At 42.3% G+C, this 25466-nt stretch carries 22 protein-coding genes and 1 pseudogene; 11 read left to right on the top strand and 12 right to left on the bottom strand.

Annotated elements, in window-relative coordinates; all coding sequences use genetic code 11:
* Nucleotides 1–49: 49 nt before the first annotated feature.
* From IEW88_RS10860 to IEW88_RS10845, 4 genes are all read right to left on the bottom strand, one after another.
* Nucleotides 50–1396: an O-antigen ligase family protein gene (locus tag IEW88_RS10860; RefSeq protein WP_147904448.1), complete on the bottom strand. Its 1347-nt coding sequence runs from the start codon at nt 1394–1396 to the stop codon at nt 50–52.
* Between the two features lie 98 nt (nt 1397–1494).
* Complete coding sequence (locus IEW88_RS10855) at nt 1495–2031, bottom strand: hypothetical protein (protein ID WP_185148603.1); 537 nt, start codon at nt 2029–2031, stop codon at nt 1495–1497.
* 18 nt (nt 2032–2049) lie between these two features.
* Nucleotides 2050–4077, bottom strand: a complete 2028-nt coding sequence (locus IEW88_RS10850) for a bifunctional diguanylate cyclase/phosphodiesterase (RefSeq protein WP_147904449.1) — start codon at nt 4075–4077, stop codon at nt 2050–2052.
* A 5-nt stretch (nt 4078–4082) separates the two neighbouring features.
* A complete protein-coding gene (locus IEW88_RS10845; protein WP_147904450.1) occupies nt 4083–4736 on the bottom strand; it encodes a transglutaminase-like cysteine peptidase in 654 nt (217 codons plus the stop codon).
* A gap of 617 nt (nt 4737–5353) precedes the next feature.
* Between IEW88_RS10845 and galU the strand changes: the two genes are divergently transcribed.
* The 11 genes from galU (at nt 5354) to IEW88_RS10790 (ending at nt 16855) form a co-directional block, all read left to right on the top strand.
* Nucleotides 5354–6286: a UTP--glucose-1-phosphate uridylyltransferase GalU gene (galU, locus tag IEW88_RS10840; protein ID WP_147904451.1), complete on the top strand. Its 933-nt coding sequence runs from the start codon at nt 5354–5356 to the stop codon at nt 6284–6286.
* A 175-nt stretch (nt 6287–6461) separates the two neighbouring features.
* Nucleotides 6462–7841 (top strand): UDP-glucose dehydrogenase family protein, encoded by a 1380-nt coding sequence (locus tag IEW88_RS10835; RefSeq protein ID WP_147904452.1) that lies wholly within the window; start codon nt 6462–6464, stop codon nt 7839–7841.
* A 3-nt stretch (nt 7842–7844) separates the two neighbouring features.
* Nucleotides 7845–8837 (top strand): NAD-dependent epimerase, encoded by a 993-nt coding sequence (locus IEW88_RS10830; RefSeq protein ID WP_147904453.1) that lies wholly within the window; start codon nt 7845–7847, stop codon nt 8835–8837.
* Nucleotides 8837–9619: a WecB/TagA/CpsF family glycosyltransferase gene (locus IEW88_RS10825; RefSeq protein WP_147904454.1), complete on the top strand. Its 783-nt coding sequence runs from the start codon at nt 8837–8839 to the stop codon at nt 9617–9619. The genes IEW88_RS10830 and IEW88_RS10825 overlap by 1 nt, the downstream gene beginning before the upstream one ends.
* Nucleotides 9620–10855, top strand: coding sequence for a polysaccharide biosynthesis protein (locus IEW88_RS10820; RefSeq protein ID WP_147904455.1), 1236 nt, complete (start codon nt 9620–9622; stop codon nt 10853–10855).
* Between the two features lies 1 nt (nt 10856).
* Complete coding sequence (locus IEW88_RS10815; RefSeq protein WP_147904456.1) at nt 10857–11795, top strand: glycosyltransferase family 2 protein; 939 nt, start codon at nt 10857–10859, stop codon at nt 11793–11795.
* A gap of 18 nt (nt 11796–11813) precedes the next feature.
* Entirely contained in the window at nt 11814–13082 is a 1269-nt protein-coding gene (locus IEW88_RS10810) for an O-antigen ligase family protein (protein ID WP_147904457.1), read from the top strand.
* The gene (locus IEW88_RS10805) at nt 13083–14216 is read left to right on the top strand and encodes an endo-1,4-beta-xylanase (protein WP_147904458.1); all 1134 of its coding nucleotides are present in this window, start codon (nt 13083–13085) and stop codon (nt 14214–14216) included.
* Between the two features lie 16 nt (nt 14217–14232).
* On the top strand, nt 14233–15147 hold the full coding sequence (locus IEW88_RS10800; protein ID WP_185148604.1) for a glycosyltransferase family 2 protein: 915 nt from the start codon (nt 14233–14235) through the stop codon (nt 15145–15147).
* Between the two features lie 37 nt (nt 15148–15184).
* Nucleotides 15185–16213, top strand: coding sequence for a hypothetical protein (locus IEW88_RS10795; RefSeq protein ID WP_147904460.1), 1029 nt, complete (start codon nt 15185–15187; stop codon nt 16211–16213).
* Nucleotides 16214–16276: 63 nt separating this feature from the next.
* A complete protein-coding gene (locus IEW88_RS10790; protein ID WP_147904461.1) occupies nt 16277–16855 on the top strand; it encodes a serine O-acetyltransferase in 579 nt (192 codons plus the stop codon).
* Between the two features lie 86 nt (nt 16856–16941).
* Here the strand turns inward: IEW88_RS10790 and IEW88_RS10785 are convergent.
* The 8 genes and pseudogenes from IEW88_RS10785 to trpA all read right to left on the bottom strand — a co-directional run.
* Nucleotides 16942–17112: pseudogene (locus IEW88_RS10785) on the bottom strand (IS481 family transposase); the annotation flags it as partial.
* A gap of 55 nt (nt 17113–17167) precedes the next feature.
* Nucleotides 17168–17941: a hypothetical protein gene (locus IEW88_RS10780; protein WP_147904462.1), complete on the bottom strand. Its 774-nt coding sequence runs from the start codon at nt 17939–17941 to the stop codon at nt 17168–17170.
* Entirely contained in the window at nt 17931–18659 is a 729-nt protein-coding gene (locus tag IEW88_RS10775) for a tyrosine-protein phosphatase (RefSeq protein ID WP_147904463.1), read from the bottom strand. Before IEW88_RS10775 ends, IEW88_RS10780 begins: the two co-directional genes overlap by 11 nt.
* 32 nt (nt 18660–18691) lie before the next feature.
* Complete coding sequence (locus IEW88_RS10770) at nt 18692–20884, bottom strand: GumC family protein (RefSeq protein ID WP_229670442.1); 2193 nt, start codon at nt 20882–20884, stop codon at nt 18692–18694.
* 2 nt (nt 20885–20886) lie between these two features.
* Nucleotides 20887–21414 (bottom strand): polysaccharide biosynthesis/export family protein, encoded by a 528-nt coding sequence (locus IEW88_RS10765; RefSeq protein ID WP_053424647.1) that lies wholly within the window; start codon nt 21412–21414, stop codon nt 20887–20889.
* A gap of 93 nt (nt 21415–21507) precedes the next feature.
* Nucleotides 21508–22689, bottom strand: coding sequence for an outer membrane beta-barrel protein (locus IEW88_RS10760; RefSeq protein ID WP_147904465.1), 1182 nt, complete (start codon nt 22687–22689; stop codon nt 21508–21510).
* Nucleotides 22690–22701: 12 nt separating this feature from the next.
* Complete coding sequence (locus IEW88_RS10755; protein ID WP_147904466.1) at nt 22702–24099, bottom strand: undecaprenyl-phosphate glucose phosphotransferase; 1398 nt, start codon at nt 24097–24099, stop codon at nt 22702–22704.
* Between the two features lie 564 nt (nt 24100–24663).
* Entirely contained in the window at nt 24664–25464 is an 801-nt protein-coding gene (trpA, locus tag IEW88_RS10750) for a tryptophan synthase subunit alpha (protein ID WP_147904467.1), read from the bottom strand.
* Nucleotides 25465–25466: the final 2 nt, after the last annotated feature.

Below are 25466 nucleotides of genomic sequence, written 5' to 3'. Positions count from 1 at the left end.
CAATGGTTGCTAAATCAAATCCAGCCGAAAAACAGACATCCCTTGTTCCTCAGGCTTCAGGCTGGGTGGAACTTATTCCTCTATTGTCCTGTCGCGTAAATACAATACAGCTCAGACACAACACTGTGATAAAGAGCACCGCATTCGCAGGTGCCTGTAAATTAAAATCCACCAGGTTATGGATCAACATATGAACAATAGCAATGGAACAGCCGAACGCTATGCCTCTGCTGAGTTTATTCTGTCTTAGCCTCATGGTTTGCAAATTCAGCCACAGCATCCACAACAACCAAAGTCCAAGCAAGACAGTTAATGGAACTCCCAGTTCAATCGCAAACTGCAGGTATTCATTATGAGCGTGATCATAAAAAGCTGAGTAGTGGCCAGGTTGATAACCAGGGAACACTGTATAAAAACTGCCACCGCCATGACCAAACCAGGGCGCATCAGCCACTATCGGCAGACTATCCTGCACAACTTCGTCACGGGTTTCAGATGAAAACGACGTTTCTTCGTAACGTTGTTGCAGTTTCTCAATACCAAAAATAGAACCTACCGCAATCATATCCAGTATAAAAATGCTGATCACCAGAGGTTTTAGCAGTGCAGGTTTATTTTTGTAAAACCAGATGGCATACAAAGAGATTGCCAACAGGGCAGTGAAAAAGGCAGCGTTGCCCATACGGGAGCGGCTTAAGATGAGGCCGATTACCATGATCACCAAAGCCAGACGCAACAAAATTTTAGTGCTGAGCATAGATTCCAGCACAGTACGGCTGATATTACGCCAGTTCCACTGCATAGCACGGCTGGATAATTCAGCCATCAACAAGCCCACGCCCAAAGCCAGCGTCATCGCCAAATAGTTGGCAAAATGATTCTGATAAACAAAAGATCCACGGGCTCTGTTGCCTTCGGGCACGCCAAAAATGGGGGACGTTTCAGCGCCCTGTAAATTCAGGATAGCACCATAACTGGCCTGAAATACACCACTGGCAACAATGATGTAACACAGCAGCTTCAACTGGCTGTCTGTACGGAAATAGCTGCTGATCATCCAGGCAAAAAGGCCATAACACAGCGTTTTAACCCAAAGAATTTCTGTTTGATTCGGGTCCACAGTACTTAACCAGGACACCGGAGACCAAAGCTGCGCAGCAAGCACCGCCAGTATGGCGACAAAAGGTAAAAGACTAAGCTGTTGCCAGAGTCCGGCGAACCAGGGAGAGCGGCCACGATAGACGGAAATTAAATGCAGACTGAAAATAACAAGGATCAGAAGTTCAAGAATAGCCCATGCCCAGGGTCTGTTACTTGCCAAAGGAATAGGGCACCAGACCAGGGTGAAACAACACAAGGCTCGGATCAGAGAAAACAAATATTGTCGTGTAGCCATCGGGGAGCGCTTTCCATATCGCACCGATACTCAAAATGTATCAGGGTAAAAAGTACTAAGGGCCTTGCGGCCCTCATATAACTGAACAGTTACAGCTCTTAGTTGCCTGAAGCAGTACCGCCGCCGCCACCTGAACCGCCGCCGAAGCCAGCGCCACCAGGAGCACCAACAGTGCCTGTACCAGCACCCGCGCCCGCACCAGCGCCTGCACCTGCGCCAGCACCTGGACCTGCAGCAGTAGCTGCAGCAACAGTCGCAACGTTCACGCCAGGCGTTGCAGCAGCGATGGCAGTGATAGTATCAGCTGATACACCAGCAGCTGCAGCAGCAGAAGCTACAGCGGATACAGCTGACTCACCGATAGTTGCAGCAGCTTCCAGAGCAGCAGCAACTAAAGCTTCTTTAGTTGCATCATCCGGAGCAGCAGCAATTAAAGCTTGCAGGTTCGCTTCCACAGTTTGTGCAGCAGCAGCTTCAGCTTCAGCAGCTGACATACCCTGAGCCTGATACTGAGTAACCAGCGTTGGGTATTGAGCAACTGCAGCATCAACAGCTGAAGTATCTTGTGCCATTGCAGCAGTGCTGAACAGCGTAGCAGCAAACACCGCTGCAGCAAGAGTGTTCATTTTTTTCATATTTAACATCCTTTTTGATTAATTTCTGGGCGAATGCACCAATTCTAGGTTAATGAACGGTTGTGTCAAGACAGATTTTTTCACTTGTGCATTAACTTTCTGTGGTGCAAGCAGCCAGTTGCCCTGAACCGCGTTTACTCCTGCAGCAAAACAACTGTCCATTGTTTGCTCACATTCAATGTGCGGCGCCAGCACTTTAATTCCTATACCGTGACTGATCTGGCATAAGGTCTTGATAAAGAACTGGTTGTCCGCGTCATTGAGTACGCTCACGTAAGCACCGTCAATTTTTACGTAGTCGACATTCAAACCTTGTAAGTACTTGAAGGTGGCCATACTTGAGCCAAAACGCTCGATACAAACTTTGCATCTATTTTGTTTAATCACATTCATCAGTGCTTTGGTTTCTTCTGGCGCCCGCAAAATAGAGTACTCAGACACCTCAAACACCAGACGAACTTTACCAGCTAATAATTGCAGTTCTTTTTCAAGCCACTGCAAAAATGTTGCTGAACTAACCGCACCCAACGATAAATTAATAGCGTAGATGTGGTCAGGTTCATTCTGCACTTGCTGCAGAATGAAATGAATAACCTGCTGATCCAGTTGCAACGACAACCCTTGCTGCTCAGCCATAGCGTAAGTTTCAGCAGTAGACAGCTGCGAATGCAGGTAATAAAAGCGTACGAAAGTTTCAATATACTCAACAGACTTGTCAGCATTAATGACAGGCTGAGCCCACAACTCAAAATTTTGATTCTGGATCAGATCCTTGATCACTGCATGCCAGGCCATTCTGCCTTCAGGTTTAATCAGCATGCTTTCATCTTTAACCATCACAGGTAAGTCTGGCTGCTGAGCGCGCTGAATGATAGCGCTGTCTAAGCTGGACAGGCAGTGATGCAGGTTGTCTTCAGGCTCCACTTCCATCAGAGCCACTGAGGCAAAACCTTTAGGATAAAACACGCTGTCCAGCAGCTTCAGTTTGGTGCTTAATTGCTGTACTTGTTGTTCCAGTTCGTCAGCACCTAAATGACTTAAAAAGATAAAATCACTGCCACTTAAACGGAACAGTTGGTTATTAGTCATTGCTTCGAGCATTTCTTTAAATTCTTTTACCGCCAGCAGAATATACTGGTCAGCCGCTTCAAAGCCCTGGCGTTGATGCACTTCCGTCAGCGAATGCAAACTCATCATGCCAATATGCAAACGTAAGTCATGCGCTTTTTGCTCAGTTTTTTCGGCGGCGAAACGTTGTTCCAGCAAACGTCTGTTGCCAAGGCCGGTCAGCATATCTGTGAATACTTTGACCTTCAGCTCGTCGGCCTGCAGGCTAAGCGACTTAAAACTACGCTGAATATTAGCCACCATTGTATTCATGGCTTTGACCACAGAACGCAAATCCGTAGTAAAGGGCAGCTTGTCTTGTTGCAAAAAGTTCTTTTTGCCAACTTCCTGTGCCTGCACCTCAATGCGGCGCAAAGGTTTAAGCACGGCATAAACAATCAGTTGAATAAAAAATGCACTGAATAAGGTGATGAGCGCAATGCTGTAAAAGCTTTGTCGTGCTTGTTGCCACAGTGTTTTATAGGCGATACCAGGATTAGACTGAATAGATAACACACCGGCTACCATCCAGCCGTTATTCACTTCGCTGCTTTGGAAAGGCGGTGACAAAGGAAAAAGCCGGACAAACCATTGGGGGACTTCATCGTATTCGATAGGATTTTGCCGCTTAATTTTCACTTCGCCTTTCGCGGTTTTAAATTCCAGCTCGGCGTAATAACCCGAATCAAAAATCGCGCTGACCATCGTCTGGGCTATCACCAGATCGGGGTCGTCCATATAAGCCGACATCGACAAGCCTAAACTGGTTGCCGCGTCCTGAGCGTGAGATTTCATCTGAGTATTCAGATAATTTTGTGTGCTTTGTACAGAAATGTACAAACTAAACGAGAAGGTAAATAAAGCCACCAGCACTATGAGTAAGTGCAGTTGTGTCCTTAACGAAATACCCGGGAGTTTTCTCCACCATTTATGCGCCATAACAGTTACATTCCCTTTTCAATTCTGTTTAGCAAATCCTGCCAGTTCGAACCGCCTGTTTTGCCTTCTACTTTCCGGCCCAGCCCTTGTGCTTTTGCAAGCCATAACCCTTCAGCATTAAAACCGTAAATAGGTTTCAAGTCCGGTCTGCGGGTGGCAGGCTGAACTTTTTTGATCAAATTGTCCAGAACCAAAGGCACAGCGTCTTCAGTTTCCATGTAAATGAGTACCATATGAGGCTCATTTACTGACATTGCCCTGACATACATAATTCGCAACTTGCTATCAGGTATGCCCATAGCCCGCAGTGACACATATTTTGCAATTGCAAAGTCTTCACAGTCACCCGCCGCTGTGCCAAGCGATTCTAGTGGGGTAGCCCAATAGTCTGTCTGACCCCAATGCTTTTGATCAGACTCATAACGCATCTGATCATTAAAAAATTTGTTTACTTTGTTAACCCGTACCCAGTCTGACTCCGATTTACCTTCCTCAAGTAAATCGCGCCACAGCTCGACTCTTGCCAGAGCTGCATCGCCGTATTGAGAGCGAATCGTCTGCAGCATCTCCGGCTTAAACACAGGCAGCACATAGCTGGCGTTGCTAAAGACAGATATAGAAAGAGCCAGCAGTGCTACAACAATATATTTGCGTAGCATAAACCTCCCTGCACAACCTGATGTGCAACTGACATTAGCATTTTATCAGGCACCTTCCATGACATAAGAATCCGTCCAACCCACATCTGCAGCGTGTTAAACAGATACTTTGTATTAAGTGAATCAGATTTGGCTGAAAAAGATAGATTAATTTGCCACTTTCTGCCTGACTTGCCAAGGTGGCGCAGCATCAATAATCAACAGCCAGAACTTGTGCATTAGTTTAGGGCGATTATGCACCAATTTGGCCTTGCGTGCTGCAGCTAATTACGAAAAATTCAACCGTATTTCGCAAATTTATCGAATTTATCAAATTTAAACTATCAAATTTAATACTTTTTAGTGGCACGAGATATGCTTTGCTTTGTAAACCATGCCACTTTGTTATATAGTGCTGCGCGTTTTTTCACTTTTCTGTCACAGAGCAGGGTTAAAGTAAAAAAACGTTTTGTCCGGTGAGGACTAAGCATGAAAGGCAGGGAACAGCCTTTGCTGAGTTGTTGAGCAAAAGTAGTGAGTTCGTTGCGTTTTTGAATTCGGTATAACTTTTTTGCGCGAGTGAACTAAACAAGCACTCTGCACAAGCAATCTGCATCAGTAACAAGAGGGAATTTTATATGCAAGCTCCAGACAACCGCAAAGTAACCAGAGCCGTTATACCTGTAGCAGGCCTTGGCACCCGCATGTTACCTGCAACCAAAGCTATTCCAAAAGAAATGCTGCCTGTGGTAGACAAACCTCTTATCCAGTATGTGATTGAAGAAGCTGCCGCAGCAGGAATTACTGAAGTTATTTTGGTAAGCCACAGCAGTAAAAATTCGATTGAAAACCACTTTGACACCTCGTTTGAACTGGAAACCCAGTTAGAAAAACGAGTGAAACGTTCCTTGCTGGACGAAGTGCGCAGCATCAACCCTAAAAACCTGACCGTCATTTCAGTGCGCCAGCCTGTAGCATTAGGCTTAGGCCATGCCATTTTATGCGCGGCTCCAGTGGTAGGAAATGAGCCATTTGCGGTGTTGTTGCCCGACGTATTAATAGATAAATACCGCAGTAACTTACGACAAGACAACCTTAAAGCGATGATCGAGCGCTACGAACAAACCGGCGCCAGTCAGGTGATGGTAGAAGCTGTACCACGCGACTTAGTCAGCAGCTACGGTATTGTCGATTTAGCCGGCCAGCCGATAGAAGCAGGGCATTCGGTTAGCCTGAAGGCGATGGTTGAAAAGCCAGACGCAGACGACGCTCCTTCTAATATGGCCATTACAGGCCGCTATGTATTGTCGCCTACAGTGATGGAAATTCTGAGTTTTACCCAACCTGGTGCTGGCGACGAAATACAGTTAACCGACGCTTTAGCTCAGCTGCTTACCGAAGAAGCCATGGAAGCTTACCGTATTGTAGGCCGCAGCCACGATTGCGGCAGCAAACTGGGTTATTTAGAAGCTATAGTAGATTACGCCTTAAAAGATCCTAAACTAGGTGCTGATTTTGCGGCGTTATTGAAAAAAATGACGACAGGCACACCACTTAGTTTAATTGCCTGATCTGATATAACGGCCATATAGATTGTTGGTGCGGGCTTTATCCCCCGCCCGCAAAACGAAACCAAATGTTGCTGGGGAATTCAACCCCAGATAATGTAGGGGCGGAGGTTTACCCGCCCGCAACGCATTAAAAAATGGCAGCTAAAAACCGTCACACGATACAAAAGGAAAGGGAATGAAGATTAGTATTTTTGGTACAGGCTATGTTGGTCTGGTTACCGGTGCTTGTTTGGCTGATGTAGGCCACGACGTTATCTGTGCAGATGTAAATCAGGCAAAAATTGACGGCTTAAAACAAGGCATTATCCCTATCTACGAACCTGGCCTGGAAAACGTGGTAAAAACCAACGTCAGCCAGGGCAACCTGCGTTTTACCACCAGTGCTGAAGAAGCAGTGCAACATGCTGAAGTGATCTACATAGCTGTAGGCACACCACCAGACGAAGACGGCTCAGCCGATTTGCAGTATGTAATGGCTGTGGGCAAAACCATAGGCCAGTTGATGCAAAGTTATAAAGTGGTGGTCAATAAAAGCACAGTGCCAGTAGGCACAGCCGACAAAGTGACTACTGCAATTCAACAAACTTTAGATCAACGTGGCTTTAAGGCTGAGTTTGACGTGGTATCCAACCCGGAGTTTTTAAAAGAAGGCGCAGCAGTAGCAGATTGCATGAGACCAGACCGGATAGTAATAGGTACCAGCTCTAAATTTGCCGAAGACATAATGCGGGAAGTTTATGCTCCTTTTAACCGCAACCATGACAAAGTCATAGTGATGGATGTACGCAGTAGTGAGCTGACCAAATACGCTGCCAACTGCATGTTAGCCACTAAAATCAGCTTTATGAACGAAATGGCCAATATTGCCGAGCGGGTAGGGGCTGATATTGAAAACGTGCGTAAAGGTATAGGTTCAGACCCCCGTATTGGTTACCACTTTATTTACCCAGGCTGCGGTTATGGTGGCAGCTGTTTCCCTAAAGATGTACAGGCATTGGCCCGAACTTCGGAGCAATTTGGTTACGAGTCAAAAATCCTTAATGCGGTAGAGCAAGTTAACGACAAGCAAAAATACAAACTCTTTGAGCTGATCTGTAAGCACTATGGTGTATGGCAGCAGGCAGCCAAAGGTGACATTAAAGATATCCTGAAAGGTAAAACTTTTGCACTTTGGGGCCTAGCTTTTAAACCTAATACTGATGATATGCGTGAAGCTTCTAGCCGTGTATTAATGGAGAACTTATGGTTGGCCGGAGCTACAGTGAAAGCTTACGACCCTGAAGCTATGGAAGAAACCCAACGTATTTATGGCAACAGAGCTGACTTAGTTTTGTGTGGTACCAAGGAAGCCGCCATCAATAACGCTGATGCGTTAGTCATTTGCACTGAGTGGAAAAACTTCCGTGCGCCAGATTTTAATGCCATAAAAGAAAATATCAGCGACCCGGTTATTTTTGACGGCAGAAATTTATTTGAGCCTGCAAATGTGCATCGACATGGGTTGGCTTATTATGCGATAGGTCGTGGTGATACTTTGAAAGTGGCTGGCAATTAAGATATGAAATATTTAGTGACAGGAGCGGCAGGCTTTATTGGAAGCCGTGTTGCTGAAGAATTAGCTTTATTGGGCCATGATGTTATTGGTTTAGACAATTTAAACGACTACTACGACCCAAATCTAAAGCTAGCGCGCTTAAAACGTATCGAAACTTTACTGACTGAGCATGGTAAACAAGCCAATTTTCGCTTTTTGAAGATGGATTTGGCAGACAGAGAGGGCATAGCGTCACTTTTTGCCGCAGAACAGTTTCAGCGGGTTATTCATTTAGCTGCTCAAGCTGGTGTACGTTATTCCATTGATAATCCAATGGCTTACGTAGATTCAAACCTGGTTGGTATGATGACCATTCTGGAAGGCTGCCGCCATAATAAAGTGGAACACCTAGTCTATGCCTCCAGCAGTTCTGTATATGGTAATCAGGAAAAAGTGCCATTCTCTGAAGACGATCGAGTAGACCATCCAATATCACTTTATGCGGCCACCAAAAAAGCCAATGAATTAATGGCTCATACTTATAGCCATTTATATCAGTTGCCTACCACAGGCCTGAGATTTTTTACCGTATATGGACCTTGGGGGCGCCCTGATATGGCGCCTTGGTTATTTACTGAAGCGATAATGAACGGCAAGCCTATCAAAGTATTCAATAATGGTAATTTGATGCGCGATTTTACTTTTATCGACGACATCGTTAAAGGTGTGATTAGTGTTCAGGATTTGATTCCGACAAAACCAGACACCTCGGTTTTATACAACATTGGCAACAATCAACCAGTCAAATTAGAAGAATTTATAACTACCGTTGAAAAAGCAGTCGGGACGAAGGCCGAGAAAATTCTTTTACCTATGCAGCCAGGCGATGTGTACCAAACTTTTGCTGATGTAAGCAAGTTGTATAAATCGATAGGTTTTATGCCTGAAACTACATTGGCACAAGGTATACAAAGTTTTGTGAGTTGGTATAAAAGTTTTTACGGAGAGAAACATTAATGTTCAAACCAGTATTTGATACCGTTAATGTGGGTGGCATTCAAACCGCTTGTGTTAGTAGAGAAGAATTGGCGCTATTAGTTGGCAATATTTGCTCAGCATCTGTTAAAGATGAAAAGACGGTCCCATTTGTTATCTTCAGTAATAATGGTCATGCCATATCTATATACAACTCAGATAAAGAAGCTCGCGAGCAAATGAACCAAGCAGACTTAGTTCACGCTGATGGGCAGAGTGTTGTCAGCTTTTCTCGTTGGTTTGGCAAAGGTAAAGCTGTGCCAGAACGCACCGCGACCACCGATATGATCCATGATATTCCTAATTATTATTCCGGCAAGTTAAAGCATTTTTTGCTTGGTGGCAAAGAGAGTTCAGTTAGCAAAGCAGGTGAAATACTGGCCCACACCTATAATAATTTTGATGTAGTGGGTCATCAGCATGGTTACTTTACAGACTCTGATGAAGACGCCATATGCAACGCCATTAATAAAGCAAAACCAGACGTATTATGGGTTGGCTTAGGCAAGCCGAAAGAGCAAATTTTTTGTATAAGAAATAAAGATCGCTTAAATGTGCCTGTAATTATTTCTTGCGGTGGTTGTTACAACTACATCACTGGCGAATACCCCAGAGCGCCAATATGGATGCAAAATGCTGGTCTGGAATGGCTATTTCGTATGGCTAGCGATCCGAGGAAACTATTTATTCGCTATTTACTAACCAACCCACATGCTATTTTTTGTGTTGTAAAAAATGGTTTAGCAAAGAGAATATCTGGATAAATGACTGACAAACTTCCATTTAAAACTGCCTTTGCAGCCATTGGTAGCTCTGCTGGAATGGCGTTAACCAGTTTAGTATTAGCACTGTGTTTAATACAAAAGGGAAGCGTTGCTGACTATGGATTGTTTGCGTTTTTGTTAGTTACCCAAGCACTTGCTACCGGTATATCAAATGCATTGTTAGGTTCTCCTTTATTAATCGCTCTAAGCGAAAATAATACATCGCAGGCTTCAGAGAAAATACGTAGTTTTATGCTTGCCAACTTACTTTTGAGTTTACTGTTTTCTTTGATACAGGCAGCTATCTTGCTGTCATTTGTTTATTCAATAGCAATGGCACTTGTATATGCTTTTAGTGCCTTTATTACAACCTTACGTTGGTTCGGTAGAGCATACTGTAATAATAGTCACCAGCACGATAGAGTGGTTGCATCTGATGCTCTCTACAGTCTATGTAGTTTGAGTGCAGCTGCGATACTATATTTTACCGAAGACGTAAGTTTGTTTAGTTTCGGATTAATAACCGCTACGGCAGCCATACTTGCCTTTCCGGCATTAGGAATAAACTATGCTAGATTACAATTTATAAGTTCTCTTACTGCTGGGCTCCGTGGTTTTATTCAAGGGTTTCAGCAGCAAGGTAAGCATGCTTTAGTCGGTGTACTGACGACAGAAGGCACATTAAATAGTCATTCTTACTTGGTAACGTTAATCCTTGGACCCACTGCATTTGCGCCGATAGCTGCTGCATCTTTGTTATTCCGGCCAGTGATGGTTGTCTTGAATAGCCTTACACAAATTGAAAAACCTCGTATCAGAAAGCTTATCTTAGACTCAAAAGTTTTTGCGATAGAATATTCTTTACGTCGTTTCAAAATGTTAAATTTACTTTTTTGGTCAATAAATTCAATTTTTGTTATTTTCTTGCTAAGTTTATTCTTTGATGTTTACTGGAAGGAAGAACATAGTAAAAGTGATTTAGTGTGGGCGGCAGTATTTTTTTCTTTAATTCGATTGAGTAGATGCATAAGCACTACCTATAATGTTTATATGCAAGCAGCAGATAAATTTAAAGAATTAAGTTTAATCACGATCAAATCTTCATTTCTAACTGTTCCATTGGTTTATGTTTCATTACTCATCTTTGAACCATCATTTTCCTTAGCTGGTATTTTGTTGGGTGAATTGTTTGCCCTTTTGTTACTGGTAAGGCTCTATCAAAGGGTAAAGCTCTAACATGAAAAATCTAAAAATAGTAGTAGGTATCCCCACATTCAAGCGGCCTCATGGTCTCCGACGTTTGCTGGAATCTGTTGCTGTGCAAATCGTAGATCATGAACTAATAGTATTAGTCGCAGATAATGAGGGCGATGGTGGCATAGGTTTGGTTACTGTCCAACAGATTTTAGCAGAGAGATATCCACTACAGTTGAGTGCTATAGCGGTTAATGAACGAGGTATTTCACAAGTACGTAATGCTCTTATGAGTGAGGCTTTCGATAATATCGGGGCCGACATGCTGGCTATGATCGATGATGATGAGTGGGTTGAACCACAGTGGATTTCTGCGTTGGTGAAGGTTCAACAACAGACTAAAGTAGACGTAGTTGGTGGGAGTGTTAGTCCTGAATTTGAAGTAACACCGCCTAATTGGATTAAAGGGCTAAATATTTACTATCAAAGTGAATATGATGAATCTGGTATTGTCCCGTTAGTATCTGGTACCACAAATGTCTTACTCAGTCGCAGCATAATAGACAAGTATCCAGGAGAACGGTTTGACCCATACTATTCATTAGTTGGTGGCGGTGATAAAGAATTTTTCACACGACTTAAACGGTTAGGGGCGACCTTTGCTTTTGCACATGAAGCGAAAGCTCATGAGATATTCGGTGCGTCACGCCTAACTAAAAAATGGGCGATTGAGCGCTCATATCGTATTGGTGCCGGTGACATCCGTATAATTAGTAAAAATAACCCGTCGACTTTGACTTGGATAAAAGAAACTATAAAACTTATCGGGGCTATTGTAGTTTCTACCGTTGCATTTGTGTTAATGATTGCTGTACCACATAAACGTATGAAGGCTAGATTAAAGTTTTCTAGGCAAATGGGTAAAATCAGTGCCCTGTTAGGGATTCAAAAGCAGGTGTATCGTAATGTCCATGGTAATTAACAGACGGTTGAAGAAAAAATGATATTATCTAAGCGTGCATTTGATGTTAATAATGTTGCTAGTTTAATATTGGCGCTTATTGTAGCGTTTTCATTTATTGGTTTATCACCGTTTTCCGTGATGGATAATGATGTAAGAGCATTAGATGAAACAGGTGCTTCTAATTTGTTAAGGCAAATTATTTATCTTTTATTTTTTATAGTTTCTGTGTTTTTTTATAAGAATCATGTAAAAGTTGGCGATTTCAAACAATCTATGCCTTTGGTTTTAATGCTCAGTTGGTGCCTTCTGTCTGTTCTCTGGGCGGACCATTCGTTAATATCGCTACGTCGCGTCGGTTTACTGTTTATTATTACATCATCAATATTTATGTTAGTAAGTGTTTTAAGTTTTAATCAAGTAATAGCTAGTATTTCAAATATTATGGTGATAATGATAATTACAAGCTTGATATCAATACCTATCATTGATGGGGCTGTGCATTCTGGAACCGAACTATTAGATTCTGGGTTGATTGGGAGCTGGAAGGGTATCTTTATACATAAGAATCACGCTGGTCCCGCCCTTGTTTTTTCTATTTCTCTTTTTATTTTTAATTTTAATAGAACTAATCGATTCCGTTGGTTAGTAATGATTGTTTTATCATTGGTTTTTTTAATTTTCACAAAATCTAAGACAAGCATAGTATTGCTCTTGCCTTGTTTGCTTTTTGGCTATTTGATGTATAAATCAAATGACAATCCAGGAAGTAAGCGTTTTATTACGATACTGTTTTTTTTGATCTTAACTTCTTTTGTTTTGTCGATACCATTGTTGCTAGATTTTTTTGTCGAGCTTCTCGATAATCCTGAGGCATTCACTGGAAGATCTACCATCTGGAATATGGTTTATTTACTAATAAAAGACCATTTTTGGTTTGGTGTTGGTTATGGTTCTATCTGGAGCGTTGGTGAGGACATGAGGTTAGTCGATTATGCAATCGGTTGGGTTGATTGGGTTTTTACACTAACGCACGCACACAATGGTTATTTAGAAATTTTTGCATCTACTGGTTTTGTGGGATTCTTATTATCTGTTTTGGTGTTCGTAGTCCTTCCTTTTTTAAATGGTTTATCAATAAGATTTCATGCTCCAAAATTTATATTTTTATATTTTTCTATTTATTTGTTCTTTGTTTTACATAATTTAGTCGAAGTTGATTACCTAAATCCTGCGGATGGGCGGTGGTTATTAATTTTGATTATGCATTTCTGTCTCTATATCAAAAATGAGCGAGAGTTTGATTAAATGTTCTATGATTTTTCTTTATATATAAAAGGACTCTTCTTTTTTTTCTTGTTCGCTCCGTTCTGTTCTGAAGCTCGGCCGCTCAGAGACATATACAAGAATGATTTTATTGTTGGGGTTGCTTTGGCGAATAGTGACTTAGATGACCCAAAGAGTGTTTCTATCGTTAATAGGGAATTCAATTCGATAGTCGCTGAGTTTGGTATGAAAATGATTGATGTAATTCCAAAACCTGGTATTTATGATTTTTACTGGCCAGATAAATTTTTGCGATTTGCGGAAGAGAATGGACATTCACTTATCGGTCATACGCTTGTTTGGCATAAGAATTCTCCAGATTGGTTTTTTCGTGATGAGCAAGGTAATCCATTAAAACGCGAGCAACTACTAGTAAAACTACAGGAACACATTAATACCTATGTTGGCAGGTATCGTGGGCGAGTTACTGGTTGGGATGTTGTTAATGAAGCCTTTAATAATGATGGTTCTTTTCGTAAGAGCCCTTGGTTTAATATCATTGGTGACGATTACATAGAAAAGGCATTCGAATTTACTCATTTAGCAGACCCAACAGCTGAGTTGTATTATAACGATTATGGGTTGGTTCATTCTAAAAAACAAGAAGCTGTTATTTCTTTGGTTAAACGAATACGAAGTAAGGGTATACCTGTCCATGCTATAGGTATACAGGGTCACTACAGTCTTCAATTTCCTGATTTATCAAAGCTGGATCAAGCGATATCGCGTTTTTCAAAGGAGGGCATAAATGTAATGATCACTGAGCTAGATGTTTCTGTTTTGCCTTTTGTTAGCCAAGATGTGATGGAGCAAGGAGCTATAGTTTCAGAGGTAAAAAAATTACTATTGAACCCATATCCTAATAAATTACCTGATAGTATTGCTGATAGTCAAAGTAATCGATATGTGGAACTGTTCTGCATATTCATTAAACATAGTGAATTTATCAATCGTGTTACATTTTGGGGTATTTCTGACAAGCATAGTTGGTTAAATCACTGGCCTGTTAATGGTAGAGTAGATTACCCGTTATTGTTTGATCGAGAGATGAAGCCGAAGAATGCTTTGAAAAGGCTAAAGGAAGTTAAATTGTCTAGCGATCTTTCTTGTCGCTAATTTTTAAGGAATGAAAATGTCTAACTCGCCAGTATTTAGTGTTGTGATGCCTGTTTACAATAGAGCTGATATCATAAAGTATTCTATAAATTCAGTTTTAGAACAAGATTTTCAGGATTATGAAATAATCATTGTAGATGATGGTTCTGAAGATAATACTATTAAGGTTGTTGAAGGTGTCGGCGATTCAAGAATTAGAATTGTGGCTCAACAGAATAAAGGTGCTTCTAGCGCAAGAAATACTGGAATAGACCAGGCTAAAGGAAAGTACATAGCTTTTTTAGATTCTGATGACTTATTTCTACCGCATCATTTAAAACAAGCGTTCGATGTTTTAGAAAAAGGTGCGAATATTTGCACATTTACTCAAATTATTGTTGACCGAGGCGATGGCATTAAATATTTGAAACCGCATAGAGCCCAAAAAGAAAATGAACATATATCAGAATATTTGATGGCAGATAGAGGATTTATCCCAACAATTTCATTAATTGTACCTAAGTTATTAGCGAAGAAGGTTCGTTATGACGAGAATCTTAGTAAAGGTGATGACTATGATTTTGCTATTAGGTTAGTCGCTGCTGGGGGCGAGTTAGTTATGTTAGATAAGCCAGCGGCTATTTGGGATGATAAATGGAATCCCAACCGTTTGTCTAACGCGATTAATACACAAGAGCGTATTGATTGGTTGAACCGTATTAGAGGCTTGATAACTGATAAAGCATATTATGCTGAAATGGGCTGGCCGATTGCGAAATATTTAGCTGAGGATGGTAAACGCATACAGGCATTGAAGCATTATTTCAAAGCTTTATTTATGGGAAGCTTCAGACCAAAAATGGCAGTAGTTGTTTTTTTACAAGTAGCGTTATCAAAAAGTGCATACCGAAAAATGTCGGATATTTTAGCAAAATTTGGGGTACAGCCTTGATTGCTTTTGAAACTATAGCTTCTAGGGAGTAAGGACATTGAAATTAAAGATTGAGGCTTTTTTGGATTTAGTTGCTCCTGCCGTCAAAACCTTTTGGTTAACAGGAAAAGAGACGCCATGGAATGCGAAGTTGTTACAAGACCATGCAGACTATATTTATACGAGAGTTTTACTAGGCGACTCAGGCTGGTATATCCCGGAAGCTGTTACGAAATATAAAGAAGTTATCAAAAATGCACCGTTAGCAGGAAAGGAAGGAGTCAATCAACCTCTACTCCCTCACCTTACAGCATACGTGTTGGCATCTTTGAATTTGTTGGCATATGCAGGTGCAGATGTGCGTGCAGAAGTGCTAAGTTCAATAAAGTTGGACCTAAACAAACTTGTTGATGCTAAAACTCAGTTACCTATTTGGCCTGAGAAATGGTCTCACCATACGTGGCGTGTAAGTCATTGGATTGGTGGTATACCCTCAATTTTGATGACTTTCTCTCGACATGATCCAAAAAAGCAAGTTTCTGAGTTGCAAGTTCTTGAAATACTTGAAGCTTGTGATAAACATATTCTGCAATCAAACACGGGCTTGATGAGGGCTTATCGTAGTGAGTTACTCCAGCAGCTATTTCGTTTAGCTTACCGATTGAGACACAGCCCTGAGCATGGAGATATAGGCGGTTTGGTGCATATTCACTGGGTTAATCACGTAGCAGGACGACCATATATTGCGGCTGATAAGTTAATTGAAAGATGTGAAACTGATCTAGACGTCGATAGGTTTTTAGAAAAGATGCCATACTGTCTCGACTTCGATTATATTCAGTTAATTAGAACTGCGCTTGAACAAAGACCTAAAAAACGCTCAGATAATATTAATCAGCGTGTTAGTAAGTTTAATTTGGATCTAGTTGCATTTTTTTATGCTATACCGGATGAAGGCTACTCACTACACAAATTACCGGGAGCTTTAGCTACATTACACGAAACAAGTTTGCTGTTAGGTATGGATAAAGTTTCTGAACTAGACATTCCCCCATTGGATATCATCAAACAAGCATATTGGTTATAATTATTTATAATCATTTAAGGCGATGTAATAATTTATACTTTTATTTTTACGGACATAATTTTTATGTGTCAAATTGATAGTAAGTTGAGTTTGAAAAATTTTTTAGAAGCAGACCGGATAGCTCTAGGGGTTGAAAATAATTTAAAGAATTTTCTTTTCGACTATGTTTGGCGCTACCAAATAATATTAAGAAAGCTCGAATACGTGATTAATTGTAAAAAACCAAAAATACTTAGATTTTATTACAGATATCGTTTGAAAAGACTTGGTTCTCGCTTGGGTTTCAGCATTCCGCCAAATGTATTTGGCCCTGGATTATGTATTGCACACATAGGCCCAATTATAGTCAATTCAGCTGCTAAAATAGGTTCTAACTGTAGGATACATGTATGTGTCAATATCGGTACCGCAGCAGGGCACGAGTTTAAAGCTCCGAAAATAGGAAAAAATTGTTATATAGGGCCAGGTGTAAAGATGTATGGCGACATTGAAATTGGTGATAATGTCGCTTTTGGCGCAAATGCAGTGGTAAATAAAAGTTTCCCTAAAGGGAATTGTACTTTAGGTGGCATTCCCGCAAAAGTTATTTCTGACAAAACATCTGAAGGGTTTCTTGTTAAAGCCTGGCCACTTAAACGTTAGCTCTTAGGGGGAAGCACATGATACACAATCTGTACTAGCTTAGACTTGATCTGACATTTACCAGTTTTGTGTTGGTGTCTGTTAGACTAGATTCGAGTCAGATAAACCCCTTTCCTACAAATTATTGTTTCAAGTGGCGTTCTGCCGTTGTACATTTTGCCCTGATGAGTTTGTTTATTGCTTTAATAAAACAGCCACTCGTCCAGATCTTTTTGTAGCTCCTCCGGCGTTTGATACAGCTTTTTGAGGAAGGTTAGACAAATCACCGCTTCCTATGGAGATGATTTATAGGCTTAAATTCGCGGAAAACCCTCAGTGTCTGCCGCCGCAAAAATCTTTTTCTATTCGCTTTTGCGTGCTGTCCGGAAATTCTTGTTTTTTCAGGCGCAAATACAGACAGAAGATGCGCTGTAAGTTGTACTGTTTTGTGTCGCCAACCGCCTGCCGATAGGTTGTGTTGGAGTGCTTCACCATCTTTTCCAGTGCGTAAAGCCCTTTAGCTCTTTGATCACCGTTTAGATGGGGCCAGTGGTAGGTGGCTATGCTAAAGGTGCGCTGAAAGGTTTCCGGAATAAAGGGACCATATTTGTTCGCTGTTTTTAAAGCATCAAAGGCTTCGCTTACCCTAAAATTAACAATACCCAAATAATAAGCATAGTCAGCGTAAGTATTGGGCCAGTTTGGCCTTAATGAAATAGCTTGTTGGTATAGCTGGTCGTTTATTGCTATCTGATCTGCAGTTTTAAAGCCGTTATACCAAGCCCATTCATTAATTTTTGCTTGGGTTAGTAAATAATGTGGATGATCAGGATGGTATTTAACTGCAGTTTTTATAGCATCCTCAGCTTGATGCCAGCTGTTTATATCAAGAGTTTGAGGCTTACGCTGCCATAATTCCAGATAATGATTAGCTTTAAAATAATAAGCGCTAGCCAGGCCTTTGTCGGCTATTGACAAAGCCAACAGGCAGCATGCTACTAAAATCAGAGCAGGTAATATTTTATGTGTCCAAAGCAGGTATTTAGTTTGCTTGTTCGTGCTTGGTTGCTGCAGTTGAGCTGAGGTTGAAATGGCTTTAGCTGGCAAACAATACCTCACTGATTTGTTTTGGCATCTGTAGCACTAAAAGTTCTGCATAGTCAGGGCTCACCAGTTCGCTGACATATTGTGCTGCTTGCTTTAATTTAGGCGGGCGGCGTAATAAGTTATGACTGTCGGTTGCCATGACATGAAACAGTTTTTGCTTTAATAACTGCTCAGCAAGCGCGGTGCTGCGTTCGCCCATATCGCCTAGTACAGAGCTGGCAGTCAGCTGAAATAAACAGTTTAGCCGGATAAAAGGCGCTAATTTGGCAGTGTCGCTTTGCACATCTCTGTTGCGCTCAGGGTGGGCTATCATAGGCAAAATATTTTTACTAAGCAGCCATTTCACCAGTTTGTCGGCGCCAGCTGGAATGTGGCTGTGCGGAAACTCCAGCAATAGCACATCAAAGCCCTGATACTTACCAATAAAAGGCAACATACCCTGTTCGGCCCAGTTGAGGATTTCAGTAGACAAACGTACTTCAGCAGCTGCGGCTAACTGAATATGCAGGCCAGCTTGTTTACTGGCTGCACGCAGTTCAAATAAACCTTGCTGAATAATACTGCTGGTATTGTCAAAAGTGCCCGGATGAATATGAGGGGTAATCACCATATGGCTAATGCCTTCTTGCTCTGCGATGCGCAGCAGAGCAAGGGCTTCGTCCATATTGCGGGCACCGTCGTCTATACCAGGGATGATGTGGCAGTGCAAATCATACACAGCGGTTTGTCCTTAAAGTGCTGTGCATGGCATTAACTCTCGCTGCTGCTGTAGTAATGGTAATAGCCATACTGGCCATAGTCGCCATAGGCCTGGGCTACTTTTTTCATATCCACTTTGTTTAACACTACGCCGTACAGGTTGTTTTCGGCCTGCAGTAACTTCGCCACACCATTACGTACAGCGCCGCCTCTGGTATGATCAGCTGATACCACATAAACCACAGCATCCATTTGTTTGGCAATCACCAACGGGTCGCTGACGGCCTGCACTGGTGGTGTATCAACAATAATGCGGTCGAAGCGTAACGCCAGCTCTGCTATGACTTCATTAAACTTTTCTGAAGCTAATAACTCCAGTGGGTTAGGTGGCACATTACCGGCGGCCAATAAAGTAATACCCGAAGCTTCGTCTAGCACTAAACAATCGTCTATTTGCTCACGGCCGGCAATAATATTGGCTAAACCTGGCTGATAAGCCGGTAAACCAAAACGCTTTGCCAGAGTAGGGCGGCGCATATCGGCGTCTATTAACAATACTTTTTCCATTTGGCCAAAAGCAAAAGCTATATTGGCTGCCACTGTCGATTTGCCTTCCCCTGGCACTGATGATGTGACTTCGATTGTTTTTAAACTGCGATCCAGCGCTAATAAAGTTAAGCTGGTGCGTATACTGCGCACCGACTCGGCATATTGTTTATGCTGGTCGCTGAAAAAGGTATGGATAGGTAAATCCACTGTCTTTTTATGCGGTATAGCAGGAATAAAACCTAAAGAGCGTTGCGCTAATAAGCCTTCGACTTCCTGTGGCGATTTAATGGTGTCGTTCAGTGCATCCAGCACAAAAGCCAACATCACACCAAAACCTAAAGTGGCCACAAAAGCTAAAATCACAATCAGCTTACGTTTAGGCGCTACCGGCTCAGTAGCAGCAACAGCTCTGTCGGTAAAACGGGCTATGGCTGAGTTAAAGTCACTGGTGACTTCGGTTTCTTTCTGGCGCGATAAAAAGGTATCAAACAGCTGTTTATTGGTTTCTACTTCCCGCTCTAAACGCTGGTAAGTGGTTTCTTTTAAGCTTACGTCCTGATACAAGTCTTTCGCTTTAGCTATTTCGGCCTCCAGCGAATTCACCGTTTCTTGTATGGTTTGGGCTTCGTTTTCTATACCAGCGATCAGCTTTTTAATCTGGTTGCGTAAGTTGTCCTGTACTGCCGTCAACTCGCTTTGTGCTGCTATTAATTTAGGGTGTTTAGCACCATAAATTTTTGATAGCTCAGACACCCGGCGCTCTGTTAATACCTGCTGGGCTTTTACGTCCTGCACACCTTTATGAGCTGTAATTTCTGGCAAGCTTTCCAGCCGCTCAATTTTATCAGTGCCATATTGTTGAATGACCCGCATAAAACCATCCACTTGGGCTTTACGTGAGCGGGCTTCAGTTAAAGCTTCAGACAAGCGTTCCAGCTCTTTAGCCCCTAAGCCTCGTACACCTTCAACATCTATTAAACCTTCTTTTTCACGGTAAGCTTGTAAACGTGCTTCAGAATCATCCAATTGCGCTCTTAATTCGCCTAAACGGCCACCTAACCAGCTTGCTGCTTTTTGGGTAATACCTAACTTAGCCTCTAACTGGCTTTCGATATAAGCATCAGCTATGGCATTGGCAACATCAGCCGCCAACTGCGGGCTATAGGTTTGAAAACTGATGTTCACCAACTGGGTTTTGCGGATTGGGCTTATGGTTAAACGTTTTTGAAACTCGGTAATTAAGTCTTCGCGGGCTTTGTGCGCCAGTTCAGCTTCTGTCAGTTCACTTTCCGGCGTTGGCAAAAACGGCAATAAATCGCGTAAACGCGTCATTAAGCCTGGTTTTACTTCAAAGTCCGGATGATTGGTCAAATCCATTTTTTCTACTACGGTTTGAGCAATAGAACGGGATTTTAAAATTTCAAACTGGGTTAAGTAGTATTCCTGTTGGCTGGAGTTCATGCCATAGACTTCTTCAATAGACACAGCTTTGGCTTGCTGAGATTCTATTAGCAAAGTGGCAGTAGCCGAATATTGTGAGCGGATATTTAACACCACTAACACCGTAATTAAGGTGACTAATATAGCCAGACCAAAAATACGCCATTTGTGAATATTAATCACACTAAGGTATTTACGTAAGTCGATTACATCCTGCTGTGGTGCAGGGCTTACCATTAAATCCGTTACTGCCATAATTAAAAGAATCTCTGTTCTATGGTAATGGTGTCGCCAGCATTCACTCTGGAGCTCAGGTTAGCGTTTAAAGCCTGACTTTTATTGCCTTCGCGATAAATAAAGATTTTCTCTTTAGATGCACGCTCTGTTAAACCACCGGCTAAAGCTATAGCCTGATTAACTGTCATACCTGGTTTATAAGGGTAACCGCCAGATTGTTTAACTTCACCATTAATGAAAAATGGTCTGTATTCCACCATGCCAACAAATACATTAGGCTCGACAAAATAATCGCCCTTTAATCCGGTATAAATACGGTTTTCCAGCTGCTTAATGGTTAAGCCTTTAGCCATGATTTCGCCAAGGAAAGGGTAGTTTATTTTGCCGCTGTCGGTCAGCTGAGTTTCTATTTTCAGCTCTTCTTCGCCATATACCTGAATAATAATTTTGTCGCCTGGCCCTAATAAATAACCAGCGTCGTCCTGGGCTTTCACCCAGGACGACCAACTGATACAAAGGGCAACAAACAGCACTACGAGTTGTTGCATGAGGTTTTGCCTAAAGTTTGTGAACACTATTTAATACGAACTAAAAATTTTATTTAGCGCTGCATGATTTGCAGCGGCCTTGTTTACAACAACTTAGAGCGAAAAGTCGAAACTTATACCTGTGATATTGCGATCAAACTCAATACCTTGCACAGATGAAGTTTTGTCTGTCACAGTAGTAAATAAAGACACGTCAACAAAACGACGGAAAGCATATTTGATGCTGGCTGTGTAAGAGTCGTTTTCGTCTTTACGCGCTACGCCAACGTAATCTTCTTCCATTCTGTTGTAAGACAGATTGGTTTGCACTGTTTCGCTCCAGTTATGGCTCCAGCCCGCGACATAAGTCGTTTCTTTGATGTAATCGCCGCCTTGCAATGGATCTTTGGCTTTGCGGCCAGTGCCTATATTAAATACGCTATAAGTAAGAGGCGACCAGTTAGCGTTGACTGTCCAGGCTACACCGCTGAAATCTTCGCGGGCGCTGTCGTCAAAATTCTTTTTCTGATAACCAATTTTAGCTTCACCAGAAGTTAAAGCACTGATTTGCCACTCGGCACCTACTTTAACGTTGGTGTCTTTGCTATCGCGTGGCGCTGTAGGGTCGACAAAATCGTAACCAGTGTCTTCCACACTGCTTTCCAATACTGCAGATACGCCACTTAAGGTGTCGTAGTAAAAATTCACGCCACCTAACACTGAGTCGTAATCACGGAACTGAGTGACTTCACGTTGGTTCATATACTCTTTATTAAAGTATTTAGCGCCAAAACGCACACGGGCAGGGGCTGCTTTAGCGCCATATTCGTAGTAGCCTGACACTGTCTGGTTATTAAAGCGGGTTGGTTCATCCTGACCGTTACTCAGGCCTTCAGTAATACCAGTACCTCTGTCTTCATGGCCCCAGACAAAATCTGCTTTGGCATTAAATTTACCTTGTTCAGACAGCTGGGTGTCAAACAGACCACCGACAAAAGTGTCAGTGAAGTTGTCAGCACTGCTGTCAAAATAAGTACCGTTAGCCACTGCTGCAGTTAATTCAGTTTTGCTGACACCATCGTCCAGCACTGCTTTGACTGAAGGCACTACAGTCATGATCCAGCTGTCAATTTCATTGGCACTGGTGCTGGCGACGTTGTCGTCATGTTTTAAACCAGTAGTCAATAAAGGCGTAATGTCAAAGCCGGACGAGGTTTGAATAGACTGAGGTTCAACAGCAACCACCTGCGAGCTGGCACATGCCAATGCCACCATAACAGCTAACTTGGATTTCATAAAGTTTCCCTTTTAGTAAACGTTTTTTCCAGTAAAACCACGGAAAAAGGTTAAAAATACAATTTTGGTGTCCCACCAGAGTGACCAGTTTTTGATGTAATTCAGGTCGTACTCTACGCGTTTCTCCATTTTTTCTAACGAATCAGTTTCACCACGCCAACCGTTGATTTGCGCCCAGCCGGTAATGCCTGGTTTTACTTTATGCCGCAGCATATAAAAGGCCACTAACTTACGGTACTGTTCGTTGTGAGCTACCGCATGAGGGCGCGGGCCAACAACAGACATGTCGCCTTTTAATACATTGATAAACTGTGGTAATTCGTCGAGTGAGGTACGTCGCAATACAGCACCTAATGGTGTGACTCTGGCATCGTTTTTTGTCGCCTGAATAACTGTGTTGCCATTGTCCTGAACTGTCATGCTACGGAACTTATAGACCTTGATTGGCTTGCCGTCCAATCCGTACCTGTCCTGCTTAAAAAACACAGGACCACGGCTTGTTAGCTTGATAGCTGCAGCTATAACCAGCATAGGAACAGCAAGTAAAACTAAAGCTATAGTACTGACCACAACATCGAAAGTGCGTTTTAACCAGTCTCTGGCGCCGTAATAGGGCGATTCAAATACACTTAAGGTTTCCACACTGCCTATGTTGCCTAATCTGGCATGCATCAGGTTGTAGAGCAGCAGGTCGGGCACTATGTGCACGTCGACAGTGGTGTCGCCTAAGCGTTGAATAATTTCTGAAATACGTTTGTCGGCTGACAAAGGCAAAGTGATATAAAGTTTGTCAAAAGCGCCATCTCTGGCCGACTCTACACATTCATCAATTTTACCATGCAGCAATTGACCGCATTCAGGCAGACGATCCGGCACGCGATCGTCATAGACGCCATGAAATTGCAGGCCAAGTTCTGGTCTGTTCGCTATTTCAGTGATTAAGCGGCTGGCATTAGCGGTACAACCAATAATGGCCACTTTTCTGGTGCTGAAGCCTTTTTTGTGCAGTGTGTTTTTGATCATGCGACCTGCGATACGCCACAGTGCAGAAAAACAAAATGCCAGGGTAAACCAGCCTACACAAACCACCCTCGAATAACTGGCAGTATTTTTTAACGCAAAAGTGATAAGCAGCATTGCGCTAAAAGCTAAAAATAAGCACAAAGCTACAAAAAAGATATTGTGTGAAAACGATCCTATTCGCCATGAACGGTAAAGTTGCACTGACTCCGCTGCGTACAGATAAACAGCCATCACAGTGAAGTACAACATAATGTAACTGGTAGTCACGACTTGACCATAGAGTTTAAGGCTCAGATATAAAGCTGCGCCTATAGCTATGATGTCAAAAAGTCTATTTAGGAAGCTGGAGCTGCTGTCGCCAGCTTTAAAACTTGTGTGCGTGTTCATAGTTACATCCTGTTAACTAAGGGGGCAATAAGATTGCCGCTCAGATTTTACACAGCAAAAAAACTAAAACAACGAAAAAATTTGCTTTAATTTTTCCACCTACCCGTGACTTTAGCCACATTGTGTGACAAAGGCCTTACACAGGTATAACGATCTTTTTCACAGATTCAAACGGATGAATTTTATTAAATCATTATCGGTTTTGCAATTATTGCAGTTTTTTCGAGCAATTTTGTGGCGGGAATGGCGATTTTTATTTGATTTTTAACGGTTTTTTTCATTTCCCTTTTTTGTGGAAAGTGCTGATTTTTTGGCTTTGCTGCGGTTTATAGATAAAAATTTACCATCTATAGACTGCTTGAGAAGTGTTCGTTTGGCGCCAAAAAAACTGAAAATCCGTCAGAAAAAAAATTTAAAAAGCCAGAAATTTATTTTCAGAAAAATTACAAAAAAAAGTCGAAACTGGCGGGTTTTGCGATATGAGGTACTGAGGTTTGTAATGAAAATGGGGTCAGATCACATTGTTAACTGTTAACAATGTGATCTGACCCCATTTTTACATTGTTAGGTGGCGGCTTTCATCGCTGAGACAAAGTTAAACAACTGCTGTTTTAGTTGTTCTGGTTCTGCCTGATATTTTTCAATGATCTGCACTATGGCTGAGCCTGAAATAGCGCCTGCCGCACCGCTTTCGATAGCTGCTTTGACATGCTCTGGTTTGGAGATGCCAAAACCGAGCAAGGTAGGGGCTGCGTTGTATTCTTTCAGCTGATTAATCAGTGTGCTGGCAGGCATAGCGGCCTGAGTTTCAGTGCCAGTGACGCCAGCGCGGCTTAACAGATAAGTGTAACCACGGCCGTAAGACGCCAATTCACGTAAGCTGTCGTCTGTGATGTTTGGCGGCGCGATAAAAATAGGTGCGATGTCGTATTTCATCGCGGCGTTTCTGAATAACTTACTTTCATGCAGTGGTACGTCGGCGATCAGAATAGAATCTACGCCTGCTTGCTGCGCCTGCTGATAAAAGCTGTCGATGCCTTTGGCCATCACCAGATTGCTATACAGCAACAGACCAATAGGAATGTCTTTGTTGTACTGACGAATACGGCTTATCAGTTCAAAGCACTGGGCTGGTGTCACGCCTGCGGCCAATGCACGTATATTGGCGTTTTGAATGACAGGACCGTCGGCAATAGGGTCGGAGAAGGGAATACCCAGTTCCAGCGCGTCTGCGCCTGCGTCAATTAAGGTTTTGATAATATCAAAAGACAATTCAAGACCAGGATCTCCCATGGTGACGAATGGTACAAAAGCACCTTGTTTAGCAGCGGCAAGGCGGCTGAATAACTGCTGATAACGTTGCATAA

Source organism: Rheinheimera tangshanensis, from assembly GCF_014645135.1.
Lineage (GTDB): Bacteria > Pseudomonadota > Gammaproteobacteria > Enterobacterales > Alteromonadaceae > Pararheinheimera > Pararheinheimera tangshanensis.
The sequence above is the reverse complement of the archived record's forward strand: the minus strand, read 5'-3'. Positions and strand labels throughout refer to the sequence as shown.